General features: G+C 47.4%; 13 protein-coding genes. 5 read left to right on the forward strand and 8 right to left on the reverse strand.

Translation table 11 applies throughout. The features are described from left to right. Positions 1–122: 122 nt before the first annotated feature. On the reverse strand, positions 123–680 hold the full coding sequence (locus QUB24_RS20385; RefSeq protein ID WP_333155015.1) for an NUDIX hydrolase: 558 nt from the start codon (positions 678–680) through the stop codon (positions 123–125). A gap of 89 nt (positions 681–769) precedes the next feature. Here QUB24_RS20385 and QUB24_RS20390 point away from each other — a divergent pair, with 89 nt between their 5' ends. Both QUB24_RS20390 and QUB24_RS20395 read left to right on the forward strand, forming a co-directional pair. Beyond that, on the forward strand, positions 770–2,098 hold the full coding sequence (locus tag QUB24_RS20390) for an AMIN domain-containing protein (RefSeq protein ID WP_333155016.1): 1,329 nt from the start codon (positions 770–772) through the stop codon (positions 2,096–2,098). Beyond that, complete coding sequence (locus tag QUB24_RS20395; protein WP_333155018.1) at positions 2,095–2,376, forward strand: hypothetical protein; 282 nt, start codon at positions 2,095–2,097, stop codon at positions 2,374–2,376. Before QUB24_RS20390 ends, QUB24_RS20395 begins: the two co-directional genes overlap by 4 nt. 71 nt (positions 2,377–2,447) lie before the next feature. Here QUB24_RS20395 and QUB24_RS20400 read toward each other — a convergent pair whose 3' ends face one another. Next, on the reverse strand, positions 2,448–3,050 hold the full coding sequence (locus QUB24_RS20400) for a DUF3172 domain-containing protein (protein ID WP_333142979.1): 603 nt from the start codon (positions 3,048–3,050) through the stop codon (positions 2,448–2,450). Positions 3,051–3,337: 287 nt separating this feature from the next. Between QUB24_RS20400 and clpS the strand changes: the two genes are divergently transcribed. Beyond that, a complete protein-coding gene (gene clpS, locus QUB24_RS20405; protein ID WP_190658451.1) occupies positions 3,338–3,619 on the forward strand; it encodes an ATP-dependent Clp protease adapter ClpS in 282 nt (93 codons plus the stop codon). 231 nt (positions 3,620–3,850) lie between these two features. Here the strand turns inward: clpS and QUB24_RS20410 are convergent, their stop codons facing one another. Next, a complete protein-coding gene (locus tag QUB24_RS20410) occupies positions 3,851–4,180 on the reverse strand; it encodes an RNA recognition motif domain-containing protein (protein ID WP_172192890.1) in 330 nt (109 codons plus the stop codon). 291 nt (positions 4,181–4,471) lie between these two features. Beyond that, positions 4,472–5,752, reverse strand: a complete 1,281-nt coding sequence (locus tag QUB24_RS20415; protein WP_333155020.1) for a hypothetical protein — start codon at positions 5,750–5,752, stop codon at positions 4,472–4,474. Between the two features lie 408 nt (positions 5,753–6,160). Between QUB24_RS20415 and QUB24_RS20420 the strand changes: the two genes are divergently transcribed. Beyond that, on the forward strand, positions 6,161–7,543 hold the full coding sequence (locus QUB24_RS20420; RefSeq protein ID WP_333155021.1) for a UDP-N-acetylmuramoyl-tripeptide--D-alanyl-D-alanine ligase: 1,383 nt from the start codon (positions 6,161–6,163) through the stop codon (positions 7,541–7,543). A gap of 123 nt (positions 7,544–7,666) precedes the next feature. Here the strand turns inward: QUB24_RS20420 and QUB24_RS20425 are convergent, their stop codons facing one another. Then, the gene (locus QUB24_RS20425) at positions 7,667–8,101 is read right to left on the reverse strand and encodes a hypothetical protein (protein WP_333155023.1); all 435 of its coding nucleotides are present in this window, start codon (positions 8,099–8,101) and stop codon (positions 7,667–7,669) included. Between the two features lie 216 nt (positions 8,102–8,317). Between QUB24_RS20425 and QUB24_RS20430 the strand changes: the two genes are divergently transcribed. Beyond that, positions 8,318–9,484 (forward strand): HNH endonuclease, encoded by a 1,167-nt coding sequence (locus QUB24_RS20430; protein ID WP_333155024.1) that lies wholly within the window; start codon positions 8,318–8,320, stop codon positions 9,482–9,484. Positions 9,485–9,600: 116 nt separating this feature from the next. On the opposite strand, the gene QUB24_RS20435 is transcribed toward QUB24_RS20430, so the two are convergent. The 3 genes from QUB24_RS20435 to recG form a co-directional block, all read right to left on the reverse strand. After that, on the reverse strand, positions 9,601–10,137 hold the full coding sequence (locus QUB24_RS20435; protein ID WP_333155025.1) for a Uma2 family endonuclease: 537 nt from the start codon (positions 10,135–10,137) through the stop codon (positions 9,601–9,603). A gap of 123 nt (positions 10,138–10,260) precedes the next feature. Beyond that, entirely contained in the window at positions 10,261–12,345 is a 2,085-nt protein-coding gene (fusA, locus tag QUB24_RS20440; RefSeq protein ID WP_333155026.1) for an elongation factor G, read from the reverse strand. Positions 12,346–12,909: 564 nt separating this feature from the next. Continuing rightward, positions 12,910–15,423, reverse strand: coding sequence for an ATP-dependent DNA helicase RecG (gene recG / locus QUB24_RS20445; protein ID WP_333155027.1), 2,514 nt, complete (start codon positions 15,421–15,423; stop codon positions 12,910–12,912). Positions 15,424–15,428 lie beyond the last annotated feature (5 nt).

The following is a 15,428-nucleotide window of genomic DNA, read 5'->3' on the forward strand; positions in this document are numbered from 1 at the left end:
GGGAGGTTTTGGCTCAGCTTTTTGGGGCTGATAATACTATTACTTCTCTGGATTTTCTGACTCTGGCTCGTTAAGACAGGTTTCACCAAAAACAGCGTGTAGGGTTCCATTCACACAGCACCTTACCGCTGTTTATTCAAAAATTCTAATCCTAAAAAAATAGCTACGATGCTTCCTGCTACACAAATTTCTCGGTTTTTTATTTTCAACAAAACTTCATCAATGGGGAGTAAAACTACTTCAATATCTTCTGTAATATCTAATTGGATTTTGCTGGAAAGCTTGACATTTTTAGCAAAATATAGGTAGATAGAATTGGTATCTTTTACGGGGTTATCATATAAGGTTGTTAGTTCCAAAATTTCTTCAGCAACATATCCCGTTTCTTCGGCAAGTTCTCTGGCGGCTGCCGATTTCCCGCTTTCTTCAGCAGGGTTGAAAGATCCAGCAGGTAGTTCCAGCAAAATTTCGCCTACTCCGTGCCTGTATTGGCGCACTAATACAATTTCTTGCTGCTCTGTCGTGGCAAATACGAGGGCGATATTGGGTCGAACATTAACAAAAAAGTCGTCTATAATTTGTCCGCTTGGCAATTCTATTTCATCTTGTCTAACCTGACACCACTTGTTGTTAAGAACGAAGCGCGAGCGCAATAATTTCCATTTAGTTAAAGTTTTCATATCGCAATAATGCTAAACTTTCAGCGTCATCCGAAGGCAAAATTTTCCCATCCATAATCATTTCAGATCAAAAATTTCACCCAGCAGCCATGCCATACAAAAAATTACCACGAAAATTTTGGGCAGACTTACAAAAATTGACTGTTAATTCTCTAGCACCCGGATTGTTTGCGATCGAGTCACTGAGTCTGAGTCTAGCAGTCGTCGCCGCAGTTGCTGCAGTGCCGGCAGCACAGCAACCAGCAAATGCTTCTACAGTCACAAGTTGGAAATTCGATCCCGCGACAAATCAGCTAGAAATTACTCTCCCAGAGGGCACAACCCCCAGATATTCTCTACTCAACCCCTCTCAGATTGCTGTGGATTTGCCCAATACTGAGATCGGAGTAGATGCAACTCAGCTATACCCACAAGGTAGAGTGCGTTCTGTGGGGGTGAGTCAACTTCAACCGGGAAGGGCGAGAATTCTGGTCAATTTGGCTCCAGGATTCGGTTTCAGGGCAGGGCAAGTTCAATTCCAAAGAAGCGGGGTAGAAAATCGCTGGGTGTTGCGTCCTTCGCTGGAACCGACTCGAATTATGGAAACTCCCGAAACTCAACCCCAGCCTGCCATACAAGTACCGCAAAACCAGCCGCCGACTGATTCCAGGTCAAATGCTGTCCCAGAGGTCGATCGAGCTGAGCCTCCTACTTCCCTGAATCCCGCTACAAATTCTTCGCAGCCGCCAACTCCAAATGACCAAATCCGGCCGCTAAGAGTGCCTTTAGTCAATGTTAGCCTTGACGAACGCCGTGGGGTACAAGCTGCGGCTCTACCCCGCCTAGAGCCTCAAATAACGGCGGCAGCAGCGCCCCAACAGCGGACGCTTACTTTTGGTGAACCGCTTCCTCGCGGACGATCGAATGCTCCTTTGCAGGCGGAGGCTGGGGCGAATGTCTTGTTGCCGGCGGGCACGGAGCTCCGTTTGCTATACCCGGGTACTCAAGCTTTGCGGCTGCAAGCGAAGCCCAGCCAAGAGGAAGTGCTGTTGCTGCAAGGGGGAATTTTCGACAGTCGCGGCAATACGATCGTACCTGCTAATACGCCGGTCATCGGTCGCTTTGAAACAACGAACCTCGGCAGTCGATTTGTGGTCGAAGCTATTAGTCTCAACGGCCGCAATATTCCTCTGTTGGCTCGCTCAGAACCGGTGGGAGGCCGTCGGCAACAGCCGACAGATCGCAGTTTGTTGCGAAATACTGGTATTGGTGGCTTAGCTTTGTTCTTGCTGAGCGGCTTTTCCGGTGTCGGTTTGTTGGCGGGAGCAGCCGGTGGTGTTGCTACAACTTACGTGGCTGCTCCTCAACCTGCTACGATTCAACCCGGTCAAATTTTGCAAGTTCAGTTAACTGAAGATTTCCCGCAGTTCGGTTTTTGAAGGCAGAAGGAAGAAGGAAGAGGGAAGAAGGAAGAAGGAAGAGGGAAGAAGGAAGAAGGAAGAAGGAAGAAGGAAGAAGGAAGAAGGAGGGAGGAAGAAGGAAGAAGGAGGGAGGAAGAGGGAAGAAGGAGGGAGGAAGAAGGAAGAAGGAAGAGGTTCGAGGGAAGAAGGCAGAGGGAGGAAGAGGGAAGAAGGAGGGAGGAAGACTTTTTTCTTCCCTGGAACCTCTTTGTGCAATATTTTCTGAGAGCAGTTTTCGATTGTATGAAATAAAGTAAGGACTTAGGCAAAGCCTAAGTCCTACCCCCTATCTGTAATTGACTCAACTGAAAACCGCTATATCGGCGATTTAGAAATTTTGACCTTCAGTGGTTGGAGCTATCGAACCCGGTTGGTTGAGGAACAGGTTTTTAGCGCCGTCATTTTGGTAGATACAGTTAATTTCGGGTTGAGCTTCCAAGGGGCCGGTGAAGCCAAAGGTGTTCATGCGATTTTTGCAATCCCGCACTTGGTCTTGGCTGATGAGTTTTCTTTGTTCAAGAATTGCCCAGTTATTGGTTCGCAAAACGCATCCGGGGCGCATACTCGGCTGCGAGATGTAGACGTTGAAAGGGTTGAGGGTGACGTAGAGCCGCATATCTGTCACCATCGCGCTTGCTCCAAACTGCACGCAAAGTTCTGGGTTCGGGGCGCTGCGATCAATAAATTCGCGGGAAGCTACGTTCTCTGGGCTAATTGTAGCTGTGGAGCTAAAGGCAATGCCAATCCCAATTCCCAGAATAAAGACGGCTGTTAAAATCCCTAGGGTGGCGGAATTGAGGAAAGAGGGTTTGCCGGACTGAGGTTGACGCCGCGACTGTCCGCCAAAGGAGCCTGGGTAGTCGGAGTCTTCATCTCCTCGGGATGGGTCGCCGCTGAATCTGTCGTTGTAGGATTTAGGTTTGCGTTTCATATAAGGTTCCGTCAGTTCTGGAGACTCAACAGGTAGTAGTTTGTTATTTTTAACCGATCGCGCCTTTCTAATATTATGGCGCTAGGAAGATGGTTGCCCAGGGCCCAGGGCAGCCCCTGTGGCTTTGGTGTTGGGTTCACAGCTCGCGATCGACCAAGGGGCTGCCTTGTCTGAATTTTCAGATTTCAATAAAATAGCTGAAAGTGAGATAGTCTTGCACAGCGGAGGAATCCGGCTCAAGATTGTTGACAAATTTTAACATTTTACAAGTCAGGAGGTATAGATTAGTGTCTGTCGAAATTATTCAAAAGCCTTCCACAGTCCGCAAGCTTGCACCGCGCTACCGCGTTCTGCTGCACAATGATGATTTCAATCCTATGGAGTACGTGGTGCAGACTTTGATGGCGACGGTACCGAGTCTGACTCAGCCACAGGCGGTAAATGTGATGATGGAAGCCCATACTAACGGGATGGGATTGGTGATTGTTTGCGCTCTCGAACACGCTGAGTTTTACGCTGAAACGCTCAATAATCACGGATTGAGCAGCACCATTGAACCTGACGATTAGAACCTGACGGTACTGCAACGGATTCGCCCAGCCGGTTTCAGACTCATACCGTCAACCCTCATACATACCAAAAAGCCAAGGGTTAGGCCCTTGGCTTTTTGGTATATTTAATGCGGTAGATATGGAAACTTGAAGAGCATAGGTTTTTCGGAAAGGCCGGAAGTGGTTCGGAGCTAGGTGAGCTCTCGCGCCAATTTCAACTCTTCAATCTCAAATCTTTATCAGAGGAAATTAATAACGTCCTCCGCCGCCGCCCCCTCCGCGAGCAAATTTTCCAGGGCCACCGCCGCCCCGGTTGCCACCACCCCGGCCTTCATCTTCGCGGGGTTTAGCTTTGTTAACTTTGAGGTCGCGACCCATCCACTCTGCTCCGTCGAGAGCGCTAATGGCTGCATCTTCTTCTGCATCTGTGGACATTTCTACAAAACCGAAGCCGCGGGGGCGACTGGTTTCTCTGTCGGTAGGTAGATGTACTCGCTTAACGGTTCCGTATTCGGCGAAGACGGTGGTGATGTCTTCTTGGGTAACTTGGTAGGATAAGTTACCGACGTATATCGACATGAGGAATAACTCCAAAATTTAGACAGTGCGAAGATTTCAGTTTCGGAGAGTCCCCTGCCGATACAGAAGGGCAAGTTTTTAGACAATTCTGTAGCAATGAACAAAGCCTGCAACTGAATCTGATTCACACTTGGTACTTTAACATAGAATAATGTCTTTTGAGTAGGTTTCAGGAGTTAATTAAGTCGTTCTAATTAAAGGTAAAACTTTTAGGGTATTCAGAAACCTGGTTGATCGGCGTGATGTTTTGCCTGCTGTGTGTGGAAGCAGAGAAAGTTATGCCGCGCCCTCTCACCGCAGGAAAGATACATCCACCTTGCCAAAGTTGGTACTCAAAGCTAGGTTTACGTTTTCCAGGGCTTTGACTAACCACACTACGCCTTCTCGGGTACTGCATTCGTAGTGACCGAACAAAATTGCCAGCCGCTTTTCTAGGTAGGGCTTGACTTTGCCGCAAATTAGTACGATTTTCAGCAGCAAACCTGTGGTTTGGGTCGGCCCGAGGTTTGAGATTAGGTCAATGAAGACAAAGTGGTTGGGCCGCACAGGACTCTCTACTACTAAAAAGTTCAATAACTGGCTGCAAGTTCTGATCATTAAAAATTCATTAAACTTCTGATCGTCGCTGTGGGGCAGGGTATTTTGTAGTTGCTTATACAATTTTTCGTTAAATTGACGTTTGCCGTAGCGATCGTCGGTGACAGAAGAAATCAGGTATTCGTATAAGTCGTCTTTAAAGGAGCGGTAGGACTGATGTGTGCTGGCGTTCGCCGTGAAACGGCCCGCTAGCTCTCTGTAGGTATCGGCTCCTTCTACTTTTCCGACAAATTGCTTGAGGGCAAAGAATAATTCCGGGTCGGTCAACAAGGTCGGATTTTTTATAACTTGTATATTTCTGCCGAAGGAAAGGGAGGTTTCCCGACGCGCTATTTGGGATTTTCTCACTTGGTGAGCGACATATTGTGAGAGGTTGATCTCAAATTGCTGCTGCTTTTGAGCTTGGATTTTTTTAATGATTTTTTGCTGTTCGTAGGTGCTATCGTCGCTGAGGAGGCAGTGTTTGTAGAGGTAAGGGTAGCGGGGAATTAAGGTTCCGAGGGCAAGGGTAGCAGGGGTTTTGCTGTTGCTGCTATCTTCATTGCTGTGAGTTATGACTTTGGCTAAGCGTTGGAGGGTGAGGTACTGTTCACTTTCGGTAAATTGATTTACTAATTGGGGGATGGAGCCTCGCCCGCGCGATCGATTGTATCCAAATAATATTTTGGGCGCTTCTTCAAACAGAGCGATCAATTCAGGGATGGCTGCTTGCTTGCTGGGGTAGGTTTGCCAGCGGTTGATCAGGATGTGGCAGCAGCGGTTGAGAATGTATTTGAACTCTTGTTGGGCGTGTTCTGAGGCTGCTATTTTTTCGAGTGCTTCGGCGACGGAGCGATCGGGATATCCGGTACCCTGGATAAACAAAGTGCGAAAGCGGCTGATGAGTTCGGCCGGCTGCTCTCGCTGTACCAACTCCAGCCAGTGCTTGTAAAGTAGCTGTTCTTCTTCGTGGCTTTGTCTGTTGTAGTCGTTCACTGTGGATTAACCCTCCGAGGCTGGGGCAGGAGCTTTCAGCGCTATTATCTTGATGAATTAGCCAATGAATCGCAATAATTGAGTCAACCGAGCTTCTCGCCGGATGAGGCTTATGGATAGAAGCTGTCAGCAGCTTAAGCAGATCGATATTTTTTGCTTAGTTAAACTATTTATCAACACCAGCATGACATGAATTGTTGGTAATTAGCAAGGCCTTAAATACCATCGACTTTGTAAAGTATTGGTAAAGATTGTGGGTGGGTACGGGATAATTTCTTGGTAGGCAGACGATTTAGTATGAGGATAATCAAGGTCAATCCTGATTCGCCGCCCGCTGTTAGTTAAATTTGAGGTGGGGCAAGGTAGAATTAGCTGTGAAAATAATTATTTGAAATGTGAGTGCTGGTTATGGTTTGTCGCGTAAGTATCGCCCAACTTGCTGAAATTTTAACTGTACCTTTGCCTGCTGTGTCTGAGGGCGTTTTGACAGTTGTAGGGACAGGTATTGCCACAGATACGCGCACTCTTGAGGGGGGCGAAGTATTTTTGGCGCTGCGGGGAGACAATTTTGACGGCCATCAATTTGTGGCAAAAGCCCACGATTTGGGGGCGATTGCGGCAATTGTTGATCGAGATTGGCAAGAGGAATTGCCGAATTTTCCGCTGTTGCGCGTTGACGATACTTTACAAGCTTATCAGTCGATCGCCCGTTGGTGGCGCGACCAATTCAGTATACCTATAGTTGCTGTTACTGGTTCTGTAGGTAAAACTACTGTTAAAGAGTTAATTGCGGCGGTTTTGTCAACGAGGGGAAATGTTCTTAAAACTCAATATAACTACAACAATGAAATTGGAGTACCAAAAACTCTGTTGGAGCTTTCACCCGCACACAATTATGCTGTGATTGAAATGGGTATGCGCGCCAGTGGCGAAATTGCGCTACTGTCGCAAATTGCGCGTCCGACTGTGGCGGTAATTACTAATGTAGGAACGGCGCATATCGGGCGATTGGGTTCGGAAGAGGCGATCGCCCAAGCTAAGTGCGAACTTTTAGCCGAAATGCCTGCTGATAGCGTTGCTATTCTTAATCACGATGGTGACAGATTAATCGCAACTGCGGCCAAAGTTTGGCAGGGAAAAACTTTAACTTATGGTTTAGAAGGCGGGGATTTGTGCGGACAATTGCTCAATCATGATACAATACTTCTAGATGGTATGGAATTGCCACTGCCGCTGCCGGGACGACACAATGCTCTAAATTATTTGGGGGCTTTGGCGGTAGGGAAAGTGTTAGGTATTGATTGGGAAGTTTTAAAGCAAGGTTTGTCTGTGCAGTTACCGGATGGACGGGCGCGTCGCTACGATTTGCCGCAGGATATTGTGATTCTGGATGAGACTTACAATGCTGGTTTGGAGTCGATGTTGGCGGCCCTGAGATTGTTAGCAGATACTCCTGGAAAGCGCCGAATTGCAGTGTTGGGAACGATGAAGGAATTGGGCGATAGGGCGATCGAATTTCACCGACAAGTGGGAAGGGCGGCGCGAGAGTTGAATCTCGATGCTTTGTTTGTTTTTGCTGATTTTGAGGAAGCGGCGGCGATGGCTGCGGGTGCGGCGGGTTTGCCTTTTGTGGAGGTAGAAGATATTGGGAGGGAGAATTCCCGCGAAGATTTAGCAAGGCATTTAATGGAGTTTGTTACACCGGGCGATCGTATTTTATTTAAAGCTTCTCATTCAGTTGAGTTGAATCGAGTTGTGGAGAAATTTAGGGCAGATTCTGCGGGGGAGTAATAGAAAAGAAATTTTGGGGATGTTAAATTATGCGATCGCTTCTAGTCGATCGCCGCCTCAAACTCACGTTTCGATCGTTGATGCGTAGGGTAAGATGCCCATCTGCACCTAAGTCCCGATGGCTCAATATTTTGATAGCCCTCTGGCCTCGATTTCGATATCGGGATCGATCTCAATTATTGAAATTTTGGCATTTTCAACTACTGTATTTCCCATCATTGTATTGTGCATGGCCTCAAACTTAGATTCATCTTTAGCAATTCGTTCGTAGTGCAAAATTACGTGATAACGCTTTTCAATCGGCTCTCCCGAATCCGAAATTTCCACCGCATCCCAATCTATATTTTGAGAGTCTTCGGCTTGCTGGCGGTAGCGAGAGGCTAAATATTCTAAGCCGATCGCGATCGCGTGTTCTTTTGTTTGTCCGTAAAAATTCATGGTATCATCAGGGCGATCGCTCAGAGATGACGAAATCTGACAAAGATACTGCCCGTTTGATTGAGCGCAAACGTCGATCGCAATTGTACCAGTAGTGCGATCGGGATTTATTTGAGTCATAAGCTGTTCGGCATTTAAAAGACGATAGTAGGGTGCGTTAGTCCATAAGCCTTTCCCAAGTCCTGTAACTATTCTAACTGACGCACCCTACAAGGCTGAAACTCACCACAGCACAAGTTTTAGGAGCCGGGTAAGCATGACCTATTTCAGGATATGTCGAAAAAAAGCTAAAATATCGATTAGTTTTCGTTGGACTTGTCATGTCGGAGAGCAGATATGAATTCAGTTGAGGAGACCGGATTGTCACAAATCGTTGACTTGCCACTGATAGGGTCTGCTGAACAATATCTGTTCTCAGTCGAGGACGATCGAGAGCGGGCTGATAAGCTACAAGAATTACTTGTCCCTAAGCTTCAGGTTCTCATTGAACAAGCTTGTGACCTAATTCACCAAGTTTATGGCACAGATGTACTCTCACATTGCCGAATAACGACTACACCAGCCCATCGATCTGGAGCCAAGAAAACCAAGCCCGTCGAAATAGCAACCGCTGGCTTGGCTATAAAAGGAAAAAGTTGGTATTTCCAACAGAGGTTCGCGTGTACTTCTGATAGTTTGTATGTGCAGTTTTTTGGATTAAGAGGGCTAGAAGGCAATCCGATTGTCCAAGTCCTGAAGAACCATGTGGAAGATGTTACTAGGATTTTGAATCAGGGTGAATATTATATTTCCTCTGATACTATTGCACCGAAAGAAGATGGAAAGTTAGATTGTGAGGAGTTCATTAACAAACTGCAATTTGCTCCTGAACGAGATTGGAAAACTACCTTTATTCGGAGTCCATCCCTAGTTCTTCCTATTAAAGACCTAGATGCAGCTCAGCCAGTGATTGATAACTTTGTCGAACTCTTTGCTATCTTTCGTGCTGCAATGAATGTGTATCTTGGTGAGGAAGACCGTTTTGAAGAATATCTAAAATGTTTGAGGGATTGGCAAAATCCGCTTTTTGAAAAATACCTAAAATGTTTGTTGGATTGGCAAAATCCGCTTCAGGTTCAGGAATCTGTAACTACTACTAGATTCTTTCCTGATGAAGTAGATGCAGTACAAACATTTCGTGAAGGGGCAGTACGGCAAGTTTCAGTCAACGCCTATGAACGAGAGCCTAAAGCTCGGCAAAAATGTATTGATTATTACGGTTCAAGTTGCTATATTTGTGATTTCGATTTTGGCAAAACTTTTGGACAACCAGGAAAAGGTTTCATTCATGTTCATCATCTAAAACCCCTTTCAGAAATTGCAGAAGAGTATGAAATTGATCCTATAAAAGATTTGCGTCCTGTTTGCCCAAATTGTCACGCTATGATTCATCGTCGTTCACCACCATTTAGTCTTGAAGAAATCCAGATGTTGTTGAAGTCTGCTCGTGGTTCTACTATCTAATATGTGGGGCTTCCTGAATAAGCCGATCGCAAACCCAGACCACGCAATATGCGGTATATTCAGCAAACCCTAATTACTATCAACGGGGTTTTAAACCCAGTTTTCTAATAAAATGCCTACTGTCGGCGAATCATAGCCATCACAGCATCAACCGTAAGTTCCGGGAGAATACCTAAAACTGGTAAAATATCTGCACCCGAACAGATTATAGGTAGCTCCTCACCCTGCCATACCCAAACTTGTTGGTGAGAGAGATCGATTAGCCATGCTAATTGCGTGCCGTTAATGAGGCAGTGGAGGATCTTATTCTGCAATTTTAAAGTGCTTTGATCCGGCGATCGAATTTCAATTAACCAATCCGGTGCGCCGTTAAGTGGTCCGTCTTCATCGGTAAGCCGATCGCCTGCTACAATCGCTATATCTGGTACTGGCGAGTAGGGAAGTACCAAGCAACGCAACTCTGGTATCGCTTCAAACCGATCAGTCCGATCGTTGATATAGTTAACCAAGTTGTGTTGCAGTCGCGAATGAAAAAGGGTTGGCATAGTTTTTTGAACTGCTCGTCCCAGAATAAATTCCCATGCAGGCGAGGATTCAATATCCGGTTGAGCGAGGAAGTCTGTTAGTGAAAGTGTTGCGATCGACTCAATCATATTTTTTTGTCGAACCTCACTGTACTTATTATCTAGATTAAATCCCCGACTTCGTAGAAGTTGTCGGGGATTGAATTGTTCTGTTTGACTCCAGATAGCACCTACCGGGAGTCAAAAGCACTACTACTTCGCGGCTTGACGCTCTTTTGCCGCCTTAATCACTTCTTCAGCGATGTTATTCGGACAAGGAGCATAGTGCGAGAAGGACATTGAGAACTGTCCGCGCCCAGAGGTCATAGTACGCAAATCGCTAATGTAACCAAACATTTCGCTCAACGGCACATCTGCCTTGATCCGTGCTCCTGTCTGGCTTGTCTCCTGAGATTTCATCATCCCCCGGCGGCGGTTGAGGTCGCCGATCACGTCGCCCATGTAATCATCTGGAGTGAATACATCGACATTCATAATTGGTTCAAGCAACTGAGGCCCGGCTTTAGGCAGAGACTGCCGATAGGCAGCTTTGGCAGCAATTTCAAAGGCCATTGCTGACGAGTCAACGGGGTGGAAACCGCCTTCTAGAAGCGTGAATTTCAAGTCCAAGCAGGGGAATCCGGCCAAGACGCCTTTGTCGATGCAGCTTTCAAAGCCTTTTTCGACCGCTGGCCAATATTCTCTCGGCACGCTACCACCGGTCACTTTTGACTCAAACTGGAAGCCAGTTCCAGGCTCACCAGGCTCGATCACATAGCCGATTTTGGCAAATTGACCTGAACCACCTGATTGCTTTTTGTGGGTGTATTCGTCTTCGAGGCGCTTGGTAATCGACTCGCGGTAGGCTACCTGCGGTTCGCCGACTTCTACTTCGATGCCGTGGGTGCGCTTGAGAATGTCTACTTTGATGTCGAGGTGTAACTCGCCCATCCCCTTGAGAATGGTTTCGCCGCTTTCTTGATCCGTCACCATGTGGAAGGATGGGTCTTCTTGCACCATCTTGGTGAGGGCTGCTCCCATTTTTTCTTCGCCGCCTTTTTGTTTCGGTTTGACCGAAATCGAAATAACGGGATCGGGGAATACCATCGGCTCTAGGGTTGCGGGATTTTTGGGGTCGCAGATGGTGTGTCCGGTGCGGACGTTTTTCATGCCGACGATCGCCACAATGTCCCCTGCTTGCGCGGATTCAATTTCTTCGCGAGAGTTGGCGTGCATCTCCACCAAACGGCTGATGCGCTCGGTTTTGCCTGTGGCGGTGTTGAGTACGGTGTCGCCCTTGGACAACTTACCGGAGTACAGGCGGGTGAAGGTTAGAGCACCGTAGCGATCGTCCATGATCTTAAACGCGAGTGCCCGCAATGGCCTGTTGGGATCGACGATCGCAAATTCGCCGGTTTCCTCACCTTCGAGATCGACTTCTGGCTGCGGTGTGACTTCCATCGGGTTTGGCAGGTAGTCAACTACGGCATCGAGAACCAACTGTACGCCTTTGTTTTTAAACGATGAGCCGCAGTAGGTGGGGAAAAATGCCCGATCGCGAGTACCTTTGCGAATGCAGCGCTTGAGGTCGTCGAGGCTCGGCTCGTTGCCTTCGAGATACTGTTCCATCACAGTGTCGTCTTGCTCGACGGCCAGTTCGATCAACTTTTCGCGCCAAGTTTCGACATCATCGACCATATCAGCCGGGACATCTTTAATTGTATAGTTCATCGGATCGCCGGAATCATCCCAGATCCAGGCTTTGCGGGTCAGCAAATCGACTACGCCGCAAAACTTTTCTTCTATGCCGATCGGCAATACCATTACCATCGGTTTAGCGCCAAGGATTTTATCGACTTGCTGGACAACGCGGTAAAAATCTGCACCCGTGCGATCGAGCTTATTGATGTAGATGACGCGAGCGACTTTGGAATCGTTAGCGTAGCGCCAGTTGGTTTCAGATTGCGGTTCAACTCCACCCGAACCGCAGAACACACCAATGCCACCATCGAGAACCTTCAAAGAACGGTAAACCTCGATCGTAAAATCGACGTGTCCGGGAGTATCGATGATGTTGAGCTGATGCTCGTTCCAGAAGCAGGTGGTAGCAGCGGACTGAATCGTAATCCCGCGCTCTTGCTCCTGTTCCATGAAGTCAGTAGTCGCCGCGCCTTCGTGAACTTCACCTATTTTGTGGATTTTGCCTGTCAGTTTCAGGATTCTTTCTGTTGTGGTGGTCTTGCCAGCATCTACGTGGGCGAAGATGCCGATATTTCGATAACGAGTGAGATCTTTCATAATTACTGTTGAGATTAAATGCGACGAACCGTCGGCGACCACCTGCAAGCGTAACCAGCGAGGAATCAATGTTGCCTTAGGCGCCAGTACAGGCTAGATTTCCTTTCCCCTGTTTCTGGCAGAACTATCTTAATTTTGACACTTCCCCGTCATTCCTGCGAAGGATTTTTGGTTTAATCAGTACGGGAATCCTTACAATTCATAAAAATACCCTAGACCAAGGGAAAAATTTTCTGTGAAAGTTAGGTTGGGTTCAGAAAGGAGGTTGGGTTGAGGCACTCGTACCCAACAAATTCGTGTTTTTGACGCTTCGCTCAACTTGATATTTTGCACCATTCTCAGCAAAACGGTATAAAGCGGGTTTTCCTGACAAAAAACCTAAGATTTTACGTGACTTTGTGGCAAGAAACCCGGTTTCTGACATTAAATAGGTAGGTGCAAATAAATCAGCCTACGGGGAGATGGCGCGTGAGTGCAGCAATAAACTGCCGGCTTTGATATATCTTTGCTTAACCGACCCCTACAAAATATTATTAAAAACTGCGTTGCTGCGTCCAAAACGATCTAAGTCAAAATCGACCCACTCATCATCCGCTGATATCTCCGCTCCAATTCATCCCGCACCACCGGCCACTGATTCAAACTTTCATCATTCTCAATTACCATTTGAGCCGCCGCCCTCGCCAACTCCAAAACCTCCTGATCCTCCACCAAACTCGCCAAAGCAAAATCCGGCAAACCCGACTGCCGAGTTCCCAAAACCTGACCCGGCCCGCGCAATCTCATGTCCATTTCCGCAATAAAAAAGCCATCTTGAGATTGTTCTAAAACCTTCATTCTCTGCATAGCTTCCGCTGTTTTGGAACCGGGCATTAACAAACAATAAGAACGGTTGCTGCCCCGACCGACTCTACCCCGCAACTGGTGCAGTTGCGACAGTCCAAAACGCTCAGAATTTTCAATCAGCATTACCGTGGCATTCGGCACGTCTACTCCCACTTCTACGACAGTAGTAGATACTAAAATATCAGTTTCTTTGTCCCGAAACTTAGAAATTGCTTCATCTTTGTCGGCACTGCTCATCCTGCCGTGGAGCAAACCCACCTTAAACTCAGGAAATACACTTTTTTCAAGTTTCTCTTTTTCCTCAATTGCCGATCGCACGTCCAACTTTTCCGACTCCTCCACCAGCGGTAGCACCACATAAACTTGACGCCCGCTCGCCACTTCCCGCCGAATCAAATCGTAAGCTTGAATGCGTTCTTTGGCAGACAGTACAGTTGTTTGAATCGCCTGCCTGCCGGGGGGGAGTTCATCAATTTGACTCACATCTAAATCCCCGTGTAGAGTCAGCGCCAGCGTCCGGGGAATGGGAGTTGCCGTCATCGTCAAAACGTGGGGAGCTTCGCCTTTTTGCTGCAATTTAGCGCGCTGCTGCACACCGAATCTGTGCTGTTCGTCAATTACCGCCAAACCCAATTTATGGAAATTAACTGTATCTTGAATCAGCGCGTGAGTTCCCACTAAAACAGGCAATTCTCCGGTTTCTAACTGGTTGTGAATTTCTCTGCGCTTTGCTACTTTTGTCGAACCAGTTAACAGTTCGACAGACAAGTGCATCAAGTTAAACCAACCTACCAATTTGCGGTAGTGCTGTTCTGCTAAAACTTCTGTCGGCGCCATTAAAGCGGCTTGATAGCCGGATTGAATTGCTGCTAGCATTGCCACCACAGCTACTACGGTTTTTCCAGCACCGACATCGCCTTGCACTAATCTGTTCATCGGTTGCGACGAAGCTAAATCGTTGAGGATGTCATTGATTACTCTTTCCTGAGCATTAGTCAAGGCAAAAGGCAAGATTTCATAAAAATGTTCTATCAATTTGCCACTAGGAATGATGACTGCACTAGCTTGAGCTTTCCTTTGGGTTTGGCGGCGCTTTAAAAGTCCTAATTGCAGGTAGAAAAATTCGTCAAAAACTAAGCGGCGGCGGGCGGCGGCCAAACAATCTCGATCGAGCGGAAAGTGAATATTAGTCACTGCATCGGCTAAACCCATTAAACCGTAACGCTCGCGCAAATCCTCTGGTAGGGATTCTGGCAACATTTTCGCCGCCGGCATTGCAGCCAAAATCGATCGCCTCACCGAACCAGCATCCACCCCTTCCGTCAGCGGATAAACTGGTATCAGGCGACCGACTTTCATTGATTCGATCGCACCGCCGGAGTCGTCTAATACTTCTAACTCAGGATTTTCTAAAGTAATTCCATATTTACCCTGCTTCACCAACCCGGAAGCTGCCAGCACCGCACCTGTACAATACTCGCGCTTTTTGAATTCTTGCCAACCGCGATTGCTGTAGCGAGGGCCTGCAAAAAAACGACTAATTTTTATCTCTCCGGTGCGGTCTTTTAAAATTACTTCTAATATGGTTAACTTCTTATTCTTCGGACTAGAAAAGCAATTGCAGCGCTTTACTTCGGCGATTAAAGTGACAGTTTCCCCAGCTACGAGTTCGCGAATTTGTACTTGCTTTGCATAGTCGATGTGGTTGCGGGGATAGTAGTAAAGCAAGTCATATACAGTGTATAAACCCAGTTTTGCCAAGCGGTTGCCGTTGGCGGGGCCGATGCCGGTGACGCGGGTTAACTGTTGGTCGAGAGTCAGGCTGGGCGGTGGGGGTGCTGTACTCAGGGGTGCAGTTCGGGGAACGGAAACTGCAGGGGCGGTTGGTTCAGAAGCGTTAGCGTTTGCGGGTCTGACTTGTGCTACTTGTTCTTGCTGGTGGCGAGTTTCTTGTTCCCAAACTTGCTCCATTTGCCTCAGAAAACTGACCGTAATGGCGATCGAATGTTGGCGCTGTTCGAGATCCTTCTGAGGGTAGATGTCAAATTCAGCGGCTAGTTGTCTAGCTCGATCGCGCGCAGAAGCTGCCACAGAACCTGCCAACTGTCTCAAACTGAGGCCCAGAAACTCGCTGAAGCGGTATTGACTGCCTTGGATGTCGTTAAATCCGCGATCGGCTTCTACTGAAAGAGCTTTTTGCAATCGCTGCCATTCGGGTTGATTATTAGTCATCAGTC

It is taken from the genome of Microcoleus sp. B9-D4 (genome assembly GCF_036705105.1).
In the GTDB taxonomy this organism is placed as follows: Bacteria; Cyanobacteriota; Cyanobacteriia; order Cyanobacteriales; family Microcoleaceae; genus Microcoleus.